The sequence below is a fragment of the Psychroserpens sp. SPM9 genome (assembly GCF_025153525.1).
GTDB lineage: Bacteria > Bacteroidota > Bacteroidia > Flavobacteriales > Flavobacteriaceae > Psychroserpens.
This window is the reverse complement of the sequence record NZ_JANZNR010000002.1, coordinates 376,908-392,605: the sequence shown is the minus strand read 5'-3', so window position 1 is coordinate 392,605 and position 15,698 is coordinate 376,908. Positions and strand designations below refer to the sequence as shown.

General features: G+C 36.0%; 13 protein-coding genes. 5 read left to right on the top strand and 8 right to left on the bottom strand.

Annotated elements, in window-relative coordinates:
- Positions 1-79: 79 nt before the first annotated feature.
- The 6 genes from N4270_RS05540 to N4270_RS05515 all read right to left on the bottom strand — a co-directional run bounded on the left by N4270_RS05540 (position 80) and on the right by N4270_RS05515 (position 7,072).
- Entirely contained in the window at positions 80-2,128 is a 2,049-nt protein-coding gene (locus N4270_RS05540; protein WP_260095943.1) for an FG-GAP-like repeat-containing protein, read from the bottom strand.
- A 16-nt stretch (positions 2,129-2,144) separates the two neighbouring features.
- Positions 2,145-3,512 carry an Ig-like domain-containing protein gene (locus N4270_RS05535; RefSeq protein WP_260095941.1) on the bottom strand — a complete coding sequence of 456 codons (1,368 nt, stop codon included), beginning with the start codon at positions 3,510-3,512 and terminating at the stop codon, positions 2,145-2,147.
- A 200-nt stretch (positions 3,513-3,712) separates the two neighbouring features.
- On the bottom strand, positions 3,713-4,702 hold the full coding sequence (locus N4270_RS05530; protein ID WP_260095940.1) for an aspartate-semialdehyde dehydrogenase: 990 nt from the start codon (positions 4,700-4,702) through the stop codon (positions 3,713-3,715).
- 138 nt (positions 4,703-4,840) lie between these two features.
- Positions 4,841-5,242, bottom strand: a complete 402-nt coding sequence (mscL, locus tag N4270_RS05525) for a large conductance mechanosensitive channel protein MscL (RefSeq protein ID WP_260095938.1) — start codon at positions 5,240-5,242, stop codon at positions 4,841-4,843.
- Positions 5,243-5,322: 80 nt separating this feature from the next.
- Positions 5,323-6,432, bottom strand: a complete 1,110-nt coding sequence (gene alr / locus N4270_RS05520) for an alanine racemase (protein WP_260095937.1) — start codon at positions 6,430-6,432, stop codon at positions 5,323-5,325.
- Complete coding sequence (locus tag N4270_RS05515; RefSeq protein WP_260095936.1) at positions 6,425-7,072, bottom strand: thymidine kinase; 648 nt, start codon at positions 7,070-7,072, stop codon at positions 6,425-6,427. The genes alr and N4270_RS05515 overlap by 8 nt, the downstream gene beginning before the upstream one ends.
- 104 nt (positions 7,073-7,176) lie before the next feature.
- On the opposite strand from N4270_RS05515, the gene N4270_RS05510 reads away from it, so the two are divergent.
- Positions 7,177-7,908, top strand: a complete 732-nt coding sequence (locus N4270_RS05510) for a hypothetical protein (protein WP_260095935.1) — start codon at positions 7,177-7,179, stop codon at positions 7,906-7,908.
- 26 nt (positions 7,909-7,934) lie between these two features.
- On the opposite strand, the gene N4270_RS05505 is transcribed toward N4270_RS05510, so the two are convergent.
- Entirely contained in the window at positions 7,935-11,330 is a 3,396-nt protein-coding gene (locus N4270_RS05505; RefSeq protein ID WP_260095934.1) for a gliding motility-associated C-terminal domain-containing protein, read from the bottom strand.
- Positions 11,331-11,499: 169 nt separating this feature from the next.
- On the opposite strand from N4270_RS05505, the gene rsmI reads away from it, so the two are divergent.
- Entirely contained in the window at positions 11,500-12,171 is a 672-nt protein-coding gene (gene rsmI / locus N4270_RS05500; protein WP_260095932.1) for a 16S rRNA (cytidine(1402)-2'-O)-methyltransferase, read from the top strand.
- Between the two features lie 68 nt (positions 12,172-12,239).
- Positions 12,240-12,809 (top strand): uracil-DNA glycosylase family protein, encoded by a 570-nt coding sequence (locus tag N4270_RS05495; protein WP_260095931.1) that lies wholly within the window; start codon positions 12,240-12,242, stop codon positions 12,807-12,809.
- 76 nt (positions 12,810-12,885) lie between these two features.
- On the opposite strand, the gene N4270_RS05490 is transcribed toward N4270_RS05495, so the two are convergent.
- The gene (locus tag N4270_RS05490) at positions 12,886-13,488 is read right to left on the bottom strand and encodes a carboxymuconolactone decarboxylase family protein (RefSeq protein WP_260095930.1); all 603 of its coding nucleotides are present in this window, start codon (positions 13,486-13,488) and stop codon (positions 12,886-12,888) included.
- Positions 13,489-13,545: 57 nt separating this feature from the next.
- Between N4270_RS05490 and N4270_RS05485 the strand changes: the two genes are divergently transcribed.
- Both N4270_RS05485 and recJ read left to right on the top strand, forming a co-directional pair.
- Positions 13,546-13,968, top strand: a complete 423-nt coding sequence (locus tag N4270_RS05485; RefSeq protein ID WP_260095929.1) for an OsmC family protein — start codon at positions 13,546-13,548, stop codon at positions 13,966-13,968.
- A 22-nt stretch (positions 13,969-13,990) separates the two neighbouring features.
- Positions 13,991-15,679: a single-stranded-DNA-specific exonuclease RecJ gene (recJ, locus tag N4270_RS05480; protein WP_260095928.1), complete on the top strand. Its 1,689-nt coding sequence runs from the start codon at positions 13,991-13,993 to the stop codon at positions 15,677-15,679.
- The last annotated feature ends 19 nt before the right edge of the window (positions 15,680-15,698 follow it).

Genomic DNA, 15,698 nt, shown 5'->3' with positions numbered 1-15,698 from the left:
AAGATTGATTTATTAATTAATGAAAGTCCATAAAAGTAAGAAAAAAGCCTCTAAATTATTGGTAAAGAGGCTTTTTTATTTAATTTTTCACAAACTTTTGACTTTTTATTTGAGTTCCAGAAACTATTCTTAAAATATAATTTCCTGGAGATAAACTTGAAACATCAATTGTTGATGAATGAAGTTTTGCATTCATTATTCTTTTCCCAGTGATATCGAAAATGGTATAAATCGCTGAGTTATTAAGTTCTAAATCATTGATATTTAAAACATCTTTAGTTGGATTTGGATAAATAAACAAGGCATTAGTAAGTGAGTTTTCTAAACTCAAAGTAGCGCCTTCAATAATCTCTAAAGAGTCATTTATGGTCGGATTGGAAATGGTGTCAATTATGCCAGAAGGCCAGTATACAACTATCGAATTAATGCTTGTTTCTGTACCAATTCCTATATGCGTATTGAGTGAATTCATATATCTAAATCCGTCACCACTCCTCACATCTCTGATTTTTACACCTGAATTGGTATGTACTTCAACACGCGCACCAATTCCATTAATATTACTTGCAGTTCCAACAGTGTGAATTTTGATCCAGTTATTGTTACTTTCGGCATTATTCATATAAACGCTACCAGAATTAAATGCGTCAATATAACCATCATTATTTAAATCGCCATAAGATCCAGATCCAGGAAAAACACCAGTATAAACATCAAAAGTCATGTTGCCTTTACCAAAAAGGATATTGTTTCCTGAGACTAAATCCAGATTTCCGTCATTATCAAAATCAAAGGTTACAGTTTCGGTAGAAGTGCTAGAAAGGACACTTACTCCAGAACCAGAGGTAATATCTGTAAATATTCCGTTGTCATTACGCATCAACTTATGAGAGCCTGTACTCGCTCCTACAAATACATCCATATCACCATCATTGTCAAAATCTCCCCAAGCTGCAGACCAGGTTTGCATAGGATCATCTAAGCCAATAGCAGCTGCATTTTCAGTATAGTTTCCAGATCCATCGTTGGTAAGCATTTGATTGGTTCTTCGTGCTATATTTCCTCCACATTTTGCGATAAACATATCAATATCTCTATCATTATCGTAATCAACCCATATCGACCCGTAGTTTCCTCCAGATGCATAATCTCCTAAACCTCCTTGGTTGAAGGTTAGGTTTCCACTACCATCATTTAAATAATAGACATTAGGTTCAGTATCATGGCAAACAAAAGCATCAAGATGACCATCGTTATTAATGTCTACAAAATTTGAGCGTTGTGAAAATACATCTTCTGGACCAGAAATTTCTGTAAAACCAGTTCCTGTTGCATTAGCTCTCATAAAAGTGACACCACTACTTGCTCCGTATACCAAATCATTGTAGCCGTTTCTGTCATAATCTGCAGCGGCCAAACTCCAAGTAGGAGCAAAGTCTGGATAAGTTGTTGTAATAGTAGATTTTTGAAAGCCTCCAGTAGGAAGTTGATAGCTTATGAATACATAAGGTCTAGGGACACTTACATTCCCACTACCATTGTTATAAATAGAATCTTTATTAACACAAACTAAATCGTCTAAATGATCACCATTCATATCAACAGCTCCAATTTTATAAGCACCTGAAGTTCCTCCAGCTTGTCCGCTAAAAGTGACGGGCATTGGTGGTGGAGGTGTATAATTTAAAGCCTCTAGACAAAAGCCTACATCGGATGTAGATCCTACAAAATCATAAATTTGAATGATAAGATCGTCGCCTATATTCCAGCCTGTTAAGTTGTCTGTTTCAAAAGTATCAGCACAGTCAATTTCGACAGTACCTGTAGAATCCCAAATTACAGCGCCAGGATTTCCAGGGCTTTGAGACGAAAAATATAAGGCTGTTGTCGTTGCAGTCCAAGTAAAGAATTGATCCAATCCAGAGGTTCTACAACTTCCTTGAACGCCACTATCGGTAGTCCCATCTGTTGAAAAAGGTAGGTTAAATGTTGTTACAGAGCAACCCGTTCCTTCTGGAGAGGGAGTTATAGGTATGGCTCCACTAATGTTATCATTAGCAGGTTGCCCAAAAGTTTGAGAACAAAATGCTAAAGATAAAATGGTTAATACTAGTAGTTTTGATTTCATAATTTTGTATTTGTTTTTATTCGCATTCTCCGTTAAGAGTGTTTATCCAATCATCAATTAATCTCACACCTTCAAAGTGTGTCATAGTTCGTCCTAATAAAGGCATTCGGTTTTGTTCTTCAATAGAATTGATTCTAAATCGAAGAACAGAGGCGTCTATATTATTAGGTACAATAATATGTGAGGTGCCAGAAATTTGGGTGTCTGGAGGGACACATACTCCTTTATTTGTATCATCATCATTTTCATTAAACGCAAAACGCATCGGTCTGTATTCACAATAACTTTCTTCAGAATGACAATGTGCACAATTAATATCTAAGTATGATCTTACCCTTAATTCTAGATCTAATGATTCGTCTTCCCAATTGACAGTTGATACGATTGAAGTAGGTAAATTATTTTCTAAATAGCCTACCTCTATCCATTTTTGCAATTGATTGTTGGTGCCTTCCGGATAGCTAAGGTCTCTGTTTAAATTTTGAGGTTTCGGGCCTATTGGAACCGGTGTATCAAATTTATTATGGCAGGTAAAACATTCGCTTCTTGAAGGAATTCTATAGGTTACATTGTTTGTGTTTCCGTTTTCTATCCACTCTACATTTGTAAAGCTACCTGCATTGGTAAAGCTTGCTTCTGTTTGCTCGTCATTCCATACATATTTTGCAAAATCCCAACCGTCTTCTGTCATATACATGAGTCGTGTTTCAATAATTCTAGTCGAATTACTTGGCTGTACATTGTCATAATAAAAATTCTTAATAAGGACTGATCCGACGGGAAAATCTAAAGGTGTGAAATCACTATTGTAGTTCGCTTTTGTACCCTCTGGCATCCAAACAAAACGTTTTTTATGTGCGTAATCTGAAAAAAGCGGAGAGTTTAAATCGTACGGTAAAACTCCAAATACAGGATCTAAGTCTTTTAATTCACCATCAAAAAAGTTGTATTCTGAAAGTGTAGCGTATGGCATATTGTCTAAGTCAAGACTTACAGGCGATACTGGAGAAACTGTAACAGTAACCGTTCCTGTTGCACAATTATTATTGTCATCACAGATGGTGTATTGAAATGTATCGCTTCCAACAAAGTCAAAATTTGGTGTATACAAGATAACATCATCAGAAGGGTTGCTTGGTGTTGCATTAGAGTCTATGACTTGTGTCGTTCCATTGCTTCCATTTTCAGTAGTTAAAATACCATCATTAGGAACATTGGTGTCATTTGATAGAACATCAATAGTTACAGTACTATTTTGAGACACTTCAGCAGCATCAGTATTGGCTTGAATTACTATAGGCACATAATTATCGTCCTCGCTACAAGAATAGAAGGTTAAGATAAAAGCTAAAACGCTAATAGATTTCAAGTAATTTTTTAACATTTATAGTAAAATTTGGATAGTAAATATACTTACTAAGCGAGCATCTGAATAATTAATTAGTTGTAATGTACTTTTTATCAGACAACAAGAGTCCAAATCCTAAAAAAACTGACAAATAGTTTTTTCATTTTTCAGACTTCGCTTTGTTTATACTATAAACAACTTAAACACTAAAAACCCTACCTAAATATGCAGAAGATTTACAGAAGTTTATGTGCTGTTAAATATTCAGCAATTTGAATGGTGTTGGTTGCAGCTCCTTTTCTAAGGTTATCACTAACAATCCATAGATTTAAAGTGTTAGGTTGGGACCCGTCACGACGAATTCTTCCTACAAAAACATCATCTTTACCATTAGCATAGATAGGCATTGGATAGGTGTTTACATCAATATTATCTTGAACAACCACTCCTGGAGATTCGTTTAGTAATTGTCGTACTTCGGCTAAATCAAAGTCATTTTCAAATTCAACATTTACAGCTTCACTATGTCCGCCAGCCGTTGGAATTCTAACAGCCGTTGCGGTAACAGCAATTGTACGATCGTCAAGAATTTTTTGAGTTTCTCTAACGAGTTTCATTTCTTCTTTGGTATAACCGTTGTCTTCAAAAACGTCACAATGCGGAATAGCATTTTGATGAATAGGATACGGATAAGCCATTTCACCTTTGATACCTGCAAGCTCATTTTCTAACTGTTTTACAGCTTTAACTCCAGTTCCGGTAATTGATTGATAAGTAGAAACGACAATACGCTTAATTTTATATTTTTTATGAAGAGGCGCTAATGCCACAACCATTTGTATGGTAGAACAGTTTGGATTTGCTATGATTTTATCTTCGGAAGTAAGCTTACTCGCATTAATCTCCGGAACAACAAGTTGCTTGCTTTGATCCATACGCCACGCCGAAGAATTATCAATCACTGTAATACCCGCTTCAGCAAATTTTGGAGCCCATTCTAAAGAAGTATCGCCACCTGCCGAAAATAAAGCAACATCTGGCTTCATATTAATAGCATCTTCCATTCCAACAACTTTATAGTCTTTTCCTTTATAAGAAATGTGTTTACCTATAGAGCGTTTTGATGCTACAGGAATTAATTCTGAAACAGGAAAATTACGTTCTTCAAGAACTTTAAGCATAACTTCACCAACTAAACCAGTGGCGCCAACAACAGCTACTTTCATAAGAAAAAAATTAGATATAAATAATAAGAACAAATGTAGTTATTATATCATTTTGAGACCTAAAAAAAGCATAAAAAAAACCGCTTCTTTTAAGAAGCGGTTAAAGTTAAAATATGTAGTGTAGCGATTAGTTACAAACTATTTTTTAAGTGCATCTCTGATTTCAGTTAATAAATCAATTTCAGATGGTCCTGCTGGAGCTGGTTCTTCAGCTGGAGCTTTAGTTTTGTTATAAGCTTTTACAATCATAAACAATACAAAACCAACGATAATTAAGTTAATAATAGCATTAATCCATTTTCCATACATAATGGCATTTTCTGGAGTTGTAACTGTACCATCAGCAGCAACAACTGCTGGAGATAAGACATGCTTCATGTCTTCAAAGCTTACTCCACCTGTAAAGTGACCTACAATAGGCATCATGATATCGGTTACAAAACCGTTTACTACCATTCCCATTGCACCTGCTAGTAATACCGCAACTGCTAAATCAATGACATTTCCTGTCATGATAAATTCCTTAAATTCTTTTAACATAATGTTTAAATATTTTATTAGTTAGTTAATAAATTAGACTCTAATTTAGTTAAAAAGTCACAAAGGATGGTAAAAAAAATCTAATTATCTAAAAATGTACGTTTTACACGTTGTGAAATAGCAGTAATTATTTCATAAGAAATGGTATTTGCAGTACGTGCAAACTCAGCAGCATTAGTTGTTGTTCCAAAAATAATAACTTCATCTCCTTCATTACAAGCAATATCTGTCACATTAACCATAATCATATCCATACACACATTACCAATAATGGGTGCTTTTTGACCATGAATAGTTACAAATCCTTTTTCATTACCATATTGCCGCCCAATTCCATCGGCATGACCAATAGGAATCGTAGCTGTTTTTTGTATATCCTTACTTGTATAAGCTCTATTATAACCAACAGTTTCTCCTTTTTTTATGGTGTGGATTTGCGAGATCACAGATTTAAGTGTGGCTATAGGTATCAAATTTTTATTTTCTGTTTCTGAATTTCCATAACCATAAAGTCCAATTCCAGTTCGAACCATATCGAGATGCGCTTCAGGATAATTAAGAATTCCTGAAGTATTGGTTAAATGGAGTAAAGGTTGATAACCAAGGGCGTTGCTAAACTGTTCAGTAATTGTTTTGAATCGCTTAATTTGTTGTTCAGTAAATTCCTTTTCGTTTAAATCTTCACTGGCTGCCAAATGAGAAAAAAGTGATTTTACTTTTACCGCAGTAGTGGTTTTTAATTTTAAAACCACATCAGTTACCTCATTTTCATCAAAACCTAAACGATTTAAACCCGTATTAAATTTAATATGAACAGGATAATTCTTTTGGTGTTCTTGGGAGGCTATTGTAATAAATTCGTTTAATACTTTAGCGTTATACAAACTAGGCTCTAAACAACGTTCTATTAAGGTTTTAAAGTTAATAGCCTGTGGGTGCAGTACTAAAATGGGTGTTTTTACACCAGCATCTCTTAAGGCGACACCTTCACTTACATAGGCGACAGCAAAATAATCAATATCTAAATTTTGAAGGTAATTGGCAATAACTTCAGCATCACTGCCATAGGCAAAAGCTTTAACAACGGCTAATATTTTGGTGTTGGTTTTAAGTTTAGATTTAATATACTCTAAGTTATGTTGGAGTGCTTTTAAATCGATTTCTAAAACAGTTTCTTTAGCTTTAGGCATTGGATTTACTGTCTTTATTAGAAATTTCTTCGGCATCATTAACTTTCATGTGTCGGATTTTATCTCGTAACATGGCCTTGTAAAAAGCTGCGCGACTTAAAGGTTCGTACTCGTCAACTTCACCTAGTAAAACTAAGGCTTCACTTGTGGCTTTACGATAACTATATTGTGCTAAATTTCCTGTTCTTGTACAAATAGCATGTACTTTTGTTACATATTCGGCAGTTGCCATTAAGTTGGGCATAGGGCCAAACGGATTGCCTTTAAAATCCATATCCAATCCAGCAACAATCACACGAATTCCTTTATTGGCGAGATCATTACAAACGCGTACGATTTCATCATCAAAAAATTGTGCTTCATCAATACCCACAACATCACAACCATCGGCTAAAATAGGAATATTAGCAGCCGCTGGAACAGGTGTCGAACGAATTTCATTAGCATCATGAGAAACGACCATTTCTTCATCGTAGCGCACATCGACAGCAGGTTTAAAAATCTCAACCTTTTGCCTAGCAAATTGAGCCCGTTTGAGTCTGCGAATCAGTTCTTCTGTTTTACCAGAGAACATTGAGCCGCAAATGACTTCAATCCAACCAAATTGTTCTTTATGATTTACTGTATTTTCGAGAAACATTTTGTAATTTTAACACTAAAACCAACCGAGAGTTCGTTTTGTATAAAGGTGGCGTAAATTTATTAAAAAACAAAAACCTAATTGGGAATAAAAATTAAAAAGTTATGAAGAAGAAGTTGGAAGCTGAATTAGTTAGCATTGCACATAGAATTTTAAAACTAAAAGGTAAGGAAGATGTGATAAAATTGCATGCTGAAGCTGGTGCGCTTTATGAAAAATTATGCGTTCTCAAGTTTGCCCATGAAAATTTTGAAGGCGATTTACCAACCATTGGGAGTGATTCTTCATTTTTCGGAATGTTGGATGTCGCATTCAACAATAAAATTAGTGATAATATAGAAATTGAAGATAAGATTTACATCAATCTTGATGAGAAAGAAGATGACCATATTTATGAGCCTGTCATGGAAAAAATTAAAGATATGGTAGCCCAAATGCCTCATGAAACCCAACAAGTTGATGATATGGTGGAAACAGCTGTTGTTGAACCAAAAACTCAAGAACACCTCGAGGATATCACTGCAGGTTTTGAAGAAATCCCAGAATTTGAACCTGTAAGTGAATCGACTGAAAATTTTAAAAAATCATTGAATGATAAATTAAAAAATGGCGGATTGAATATTGGTTTAAATGACAAGCTTGCGTTTATAAAGCACCTGTTTAATGGTAAAATTGAAGACTATGAGCGTGTATTGTCACAATTAAAAACCACCAGTTCCTACCATGAAGCGTCACACCTAATCAAAGACATTGTCAAACCAGATTATAATAATTGGGAAGGTAAAGAAGAATTTGAAGATCGGTTTTTAGCTATCGTTGAACGTAAGTTTGATTAGTTCCGTTTTTTTGCAACAAGAACAAGCTAATAATTAAGATACACCCAGCCAAAAATAGGCTGTTCCCCAGTGTTTAAATCCAGAATATAATAGTAGGTACCAACAGGAAGTAAACCTGATGTTATTGGCAGACCCATATTGGGCCTACCATCCCAGTCATTCTGATAGTTTCGCTGTTCATAGATTTGTACGCCTAATCGATTATAAATTTTCAGAAGATTGTCAGGATATTCTTCAATGCATTGTATCGTAAAGGTATCATTTAAATTATCGCCATTTGGTGATAAGCCCTCAGGAATAAGTAAACAAAAACCAACAACAACTTCAGCAGTATCACTATTATTAGTATCATCCCGATCAGGTTGATCAACAGCATTGAGTATAGCAGTATTTAAGAGTTCAGAACTTGAAATAATTTGAGCGATAATGCTTAAGGTTTCCGATTGGTTGCTGATTAAAGTATCAATAGACCATATGAAATTTGTGGAGTCAAAGGTGCCTTGTGAAGTTGTGGCAGAAATAAAGACCATTCCATTAGGCAGCAGGTCAACTACCTCAATTCCTGTCGCTTCAGTAGTTCCAATGTTTGTAGCTGTAATTTGAAATGTAACCTGATCTCCTATGATGGCTTCTTGCTGAGAAACACTTTTTAAAATTTCAATATCAACATCAGATGTGTCTTCTAAAACCGTTAAAGTAGCATTAGTTTGTGAGGTGTCAATATTGTTTTGAGCTTCAAAATTTGTGGCGTCGTTGAGGTAAACTCCCGGAACATCAGATGTGACAACGACACTAAATGTACATGTTGAAACGCCTTCAGGAAATACCAAATCTGTAACACCAGCAAAATGGTCACCTTGATTCCCAATAAATGTGGCTGTACAACCATTACTTTCAACCCAAGTAGGTGGTGATACAACTGTAATTTCAGACGGAAACACATCAGTAAACGAAATATCACTTTGTGAAGGATTGGATGGTAAGTTGGTAATAGTAAATGAAAGTGTGCTTTCTTCTCCTACAATAATAGTTTCTGGATTATAGCTTTTTTGTAAAACCGGAGCGACTATTTGAACATTACTAATAGACGTATTGGTTTCTGGTGAAATCTCCAGATTGTCATTTTCATCAGGAGTTGCTATGGCAATATTGTTAAATGCGCCTCCAAAATTAGGCGCTATAACCGGAATTGTAATTCGTATTGTCGAACCAGCGTCCATGTTGGCAATATTTCCTGTCACAATATTCCCATTGGTGGTTAAATCGGTACTGCAGCTAGCGGTTCCGTTGGTCACCACACATGTTGGTGTTCCTGTAATTGTAAAGACTTCATTTATCATGTCTTCTACAAAAATATTGATAGCATTAGAACTGTTCTCACTATTGGTGATGTCGATAATCCAATTAAAAGGTTGGTTGACATTAACTTGTGTAAACTCTGGAAATGTTTGAACGACTAAATCGACACAAGGCGCAATAAAGCTTATCGCTTCATCACTATTGTTAGATGTATTATTATCAAAAGCACTGTCGGCATGATTAATTTCTACACGATTAAAAACAGGGATGGCATTTATATCACATTCGGTTTCCCAAGCCACAGTAGCTTGAAATGTCACCGAACTATTGGCTGGTAAACTCCAGTTATCTTCGGCTACAATTTCCCAAAAAGTATCAGGTTCACCATTAAGAGAAATACCATCCAGCGGTAGGCCAATATTTGTATTATTAATTGTAAAGCATTCGGCACTTCCTGTAGTAGCAATACATGAAACAGAAATAAGTGTTCCTGTGTACCCAACATTTCCTGAGTTTTCGGTGAAATCAATAAGTTCGATGATAGCATCTGTATCACTTTCGTTTGAAGCCGTAATTTCATAGGTTACCTCACCAGCTTGCATCGTGTTATCTGGTGATCCTCCGTTTGGTAATACAGGGTCGATTTGAGTTTTGGTCACGCTTAAATCAACCACCGGACAAGCTTCAGTTGCGGGGAGCATTATAAAATCGGTTTGAGCACTGTTTTCTATGACATGATCAAAAATATCTGCTTCTAAAACATTGGTACCACTTCTAACATTGGCCATACTTATTTCAGTGTTTAGAGAACATTCGGGTTCTAAAAACTGAACAATAGTCGTAATGGTAATAGTCGCACCAACAGGCATCACAAATGGTTCGCTCACCCAAAATTGATCATTGATGTTTATCGTAATATCTTCACAATCGATTGCACCAGTGGTTTGAGTACAAACAACTGATATAATTTGCCAATCTATCGCAGGTGTTAAGTTTTGAAGAAAAAAGGCAACGGTAGCATCTAGCGGACCATTATTACAAACGGTTGTTTCAAAAGTAATATCTTGATTCCAGTTAGCGATGGTACTAGGATCTGGATCGATTTGAATGGTATCAATACAAATATCTGTAACCTGACATAATTCTGATTCTAATAAATTTGTTATAACACTATTCGACGTATTTGAAGATACGTTTTCATGGTCTAAAGTTATTGAGACTTTACTCGAAACAGCAATAGGTAAGAGTTCTATAGCACAGGATGGGTCTAAATATTCGTAAACCATTTCAAAGGTTGCCGAACCTCCAGCCGTAAATACATGAGAAGAAGAAAACGAAATTAATTCGGTGGTGCCACTTATTAAAGAGGTTTCGCCTGTTGGGATACCAGACACATCTGGGCAAGTTGTTCCTCCTGTGGTTCCGATACAATTAATAGATTCAACTCTAACATTTGGTCTTCCATAATCAATATTAGAAACCAAAGAAAGTTCAGCTTTAAAACTATTAATAGGAAAATCAATAGCGCTATTATTGGTAATTGTAAATTGGTAGGTGACCGAACTGTTCCATGACGGAATAGCAGTACCTTCTGCTGGCGAAATCTGCGAATGTGTTACGGTGAAATCGATTTCAACATCAATCACATCAATAGATATCAGGGATTGGTTATTTGATAAATTTAGGTCTGTTGTTCCTTCAGGCGGAGAAATAATAGCATTAATAGCGATGCCTCCAACTGTTGAAGGCGCCGTAACATCAATTTTAATTTCTACACTCGAATCGGTAGGTAAATTAGCGACTGTTCCTGTGAGAACATTATTAGTTAAAACTAAATCTGAAGCATTTGACGCGCCTCCAGAGTTATTTTGTGAACTGATATTATCACTATTTAAATTTTGAAGGTTATTTGATAAAGTAATTTCAAAAGTGGCATTATTTACAGGGCTTCCCGAATTTATAATCGTAATGAGATACTGAAAATCTTGAAAAATCTCAACTTGAGAAACACCAATTCCACTTGTAGTTTGTGCTTGAGCAACTATAGATAAATCGGTAGATTGACCATGCAATTGCATACTTATTAAAAGAAGAAAAAATAAGCGGAAACGTTTTCCAATCATACAATAATAGTGTTGTCGGGTATTATAAGAACTCAAAGCCTCAAAACTATAACAGATAAATATTGAATTTTCCTACTATAGTGTTTTACGTATTCTGAGAAACAAATAACAGATAAGCTTGGGTTAAGATAAACGAAAACATTGTAAATTTGAAAAGAAATCTTTTACAATGAGTAAACTCTTCCTTGTACCAACACCTATCGGAAATTTAAAAGACATGACTTTTCGTGCTGTGGATGTTTTAAACGACGTCGATTTAATTTTAGCTGAAGACACGCGAACTTCAGGAAAATTACTTAAGCATTTTGAAATCAAAACGCCCATGCAAAGTCATCATATGCACAATGAGCATAAAATGGTCGATCATGTAATTCAAAAACTTAAAAGCGGACAATCAATTGCTTTGATTAGTGATGCTGGGACACCTGCGATATCAGATCCTGGGTTTTTACTCACAAGAGCTTGTGTTGAAAATCAAATTGAAGTCGATTGTTTACCTGGAGCTACTGCATTTGTTCCTGCACTTGTAAACTCCGGATTGCCTAACGATAAATTTGTTTTTGAAGGCTTTCTTCCTGTTAAAAAAGGACGACAAACACGGTTAAAATTGCTTTCTGAAGAAACTCGTACCATGATTTTTTATGAAAGTCCGCACAAACTCATAAAAACACTTTCTAATTTCTGTGAGTATTTTGGAGAAGACAGACCTGTTTCAGTCTCTCGGGAACTCACAAAATTATATGAAGAAACTATTCGGGGTACAGCAACAGAAGTCTTAGCACATTATACCAATAAACCACCAAAAGGTGAAATTGTAATTATTGTTGGCGGACGTAAATAGCTCCTTATGGCAAAACGTCATTCTGAACGTGTTTTTTCATGAATCTTTGATTTCAGAATCTCACTATTATGGAAACACTTTTACACGACATACGACAATGCCGAATTTGCGAAGCGCATCTACCGCTTGGGCCACGACCTATCGCCACAGGTCATCCAGATTCTAAAATTGTTATTATTGGTCAGGCACCAGGAACTAAAGTCCATGCTTCGGGAATTCCTTGGGATGATGCCAGCGGAAAACAATTGCGTAAATGGTTAGATGTTACTGATGAAGATTTTTATGACGAAACCAAATTTGCAATTATTCCGATGGGATTTTGCTATCCAGGAAAAGGAAAAAGTGGTGATTTACCACCTAGAATAGAGTGTGCGCCTCAATGGCATCAACCATTATTAGACCATATGAAAAATGTAGAATTGGTGATTTTGATTGGTATGTATGCTCAAAAGTATTATTTAAAAGACAAAGCTGAGCGCACCTTAACCGAAACGGTTGCCAATTATAAAGCCTATTTACCTCAGTATTTTGTACTACCACATCCCAGTCCGAGAAACCGGTTTTGGCTGGCTAAGAATCCGTGGTTTGAGACTGAGGTTTTGCCAGAATTAAAAAAGCGTATTTCAAACACCCTCTAGATTTAACAAAAAACCCCTCCATTTCTGAAGAGGTATATTATAAAATCAGCTAAAAACTGTGACTGATTACTGCTTACTAATACTGCGATCCATCGTGTTTCCCAACTTCATAACCATGTTTACCTAAATACTTATTGCCACTTTCCACAGCACCTTCTTCGATATCGGTTCCCATAGAATCATTCCAGCGGTTGAGGTAACCAAAAAGAGAAATAACACCTAACATTTCTACAATTTCCCCTTCGTCCCAATGCTCATATAGACGTTTTTTAATATCGGCATTTACGGCATTTGGTACTTGAGAAGCAGCCAAACTAAAATCTAGAGCAGCACGTTCAGCATCAGAAAAAGCAGGATGTGTTCTGTACTCCCAAATGTTGTCTAATTGTTCTTGTTCTGCACCATAACGTTCCGCAGCGCGAATGGCATGTGCCTGACAATAGCGACAGCCCGTTGCATTACTAGAAACCCAGGCAATCATCCGTTTTAAAGCAGAAGTTACGCGACCTTCATTAGCCATGACAGCCTTATTTAAATTGATAAATGCTTTCGAAATCGCTGGGCGACGTTGCATTGTTAATACTGAATTTGGGCAAAACCCGAGCGTTTCATTAAAAAACTCAGCGAGTTGTTTTGTTTCCAAATCATGTTCTGCAGATAAAGGAGTTACTAATGCCATATATTGTGATTTTTAGTGGTATTTTTGAGTTAACAATAAACGAAAAATTCTTTAGATATGTCTCATAAAGTAGTCACACATTGGAAAGGAAACTTACAATTTGAATCAGATAATCCGAGTGGAAAATTACTCACCATGGATACCTCATCTGAAGATGGCGGTCACAATTCTGGATTAAGGCCTAAAGCGATGATGTTATCATCATTAGCAGGTTGTTCAGGCTTGGATGTCGTGTCTATTCTGAAAAAAATGAAAGTCCCTTTTTCAGATTTTAGAATTGATACTTATGGTGAATTAACCGAAGAGCATCCGAAATACTATCATACCGTTTCGGTTGAATATCATTTCTATGGCGACAACCTCGATGAAACCAAAATTAAGAAAGCAGTCGATTTGTCTATTGAAAAATACTGTGGTGTGATGGAAATGTTCCGAAGGTTTGCCGACGTAAAAACTTCTATTCATTATCACAATGTGTAGCGAAAATTTTCTATATTAGTACATGCGTTGGACACTCAAACCAAAACCAAACCCTGAAACGGTTGAAGTTTTACAAAAAGAACTTCAAGTAGAACATTCTATTGCCATGTTATTAGTGCAGCGAGGCATTGAAACTTATGAAGCTGCCAAGACGTTTTTTCGCCCGAGTTTAAAAGATTTGCACGACCCGTTTTTGATGAAAGACATGGATCTTGCGGTACAACGTATTGAACAGGCTTTGGCAAATGATGAAAATATATTAGTCTATGGCGATTATGATGTTGATGGCACCACTTCTGTGGCCTTAATGTCCTCTTATTTAAAAACAAAATCAAATCAAATCGCTACCTATATTCCTGATCGTTACGATGAAGGCTACGGAGTTTCTTTTAAAGGTATTGACTTTGCTCACGACAATGATTTTTCATTGATTATCGCTTTAGATTGTGGCGTTAAAGCCATCGATAAAGTAAACTATGCTTCAGAAAAAGGTATCGATTTTATCATTTGTGATCACCATAGACCAGGAGCCGAACTTCCAAAAGCTGTGGCTGTTTTAGATCCAAAACGTGAAGACTGCGAATATCCGTTTAAAGAATTATGTGGTTGCGGTGTTGGGTTTAAACTCATTCAGGCTTTAGCATCAAAAGACCATAAAACTGTTGAAGATTTAGGGGAATATTTAGATTTGGTGGCGACTGCAATTGGTGCTGATATTGTTCCTGTAACTGGTGAAAATCGCGCTTTGGCTTATTTCGGATTGCAAGTTATCAATACCAATCCAAGACCAGGCATTAAAGCCATTCTGGCTCAAGTTAAAAAACCAGAACTTACCATTACTGATGTTGTGTTTATTGTTGCGCCGCGGATTAATGCTGCGGGACGAATGAAACACGGTAATTATGCCGTGACCTTACTCACTGAAACAGATGACTTTTTAGCTGAAACATACGCCAAAGAAATTAACGAATTCAATCTCGACCGACGAGAAGCAGATCAACAAATCACAAAAGAAGCCTTAGCCCAAATTGAAGCAAATAATGAGCAAGACCGATTGACTTCTGTGGTATATCACGAGTCGTGGCATAAAGGAGTTATTGGTATTGTGGCTTCACGATTAACCGAGACTTACTACAGGCCAACCTTAGTGTTTACTAAAAGTGGTGATAGCTTAGCCGCTTCAGCACGATCTGTAAAAGGCTTTGATGTTTATAATGCGTTGCAAGCTTGCAGTGAATATATTGAACAGTTTGGTGGCCATAAATATGCGGCAGGTTTAACCTTAAAAGCTGAAAATTATGAGGCTTTTAAACAAGCTTTTGAAGATGAGGTGTCTAAGACCATAGATAGGAATTTGTTAATTCCAGAAATTAAAGTAGATGCACAAATCAACCTGAGTGACGTTACACCTAAGTTTTTTAGAATTATTCGGCAGTTTGCACCTTTTGGCCCAGGTAATATGACACCAATATTTATGACCAAAAACCTAAAGGATACTGGTTATGGGAAATGCGTTGGTGAGGATGAGAACCATTTGCGATTAACCGTAACTCAAGGTCAAGAACGCTTTGTTGGCATAGGGTTTAATTTGGGTGATAAATTACCTTTAATTCAAAATAAGCAACAATTTGATGCCGTTTATTCTATTGATGAAAACCATTGGCAAGGTCAGGTGAGTTTACAGTTAAAATTACGAGATATAAAACCATAATATTTGTATTTGCTTTTCG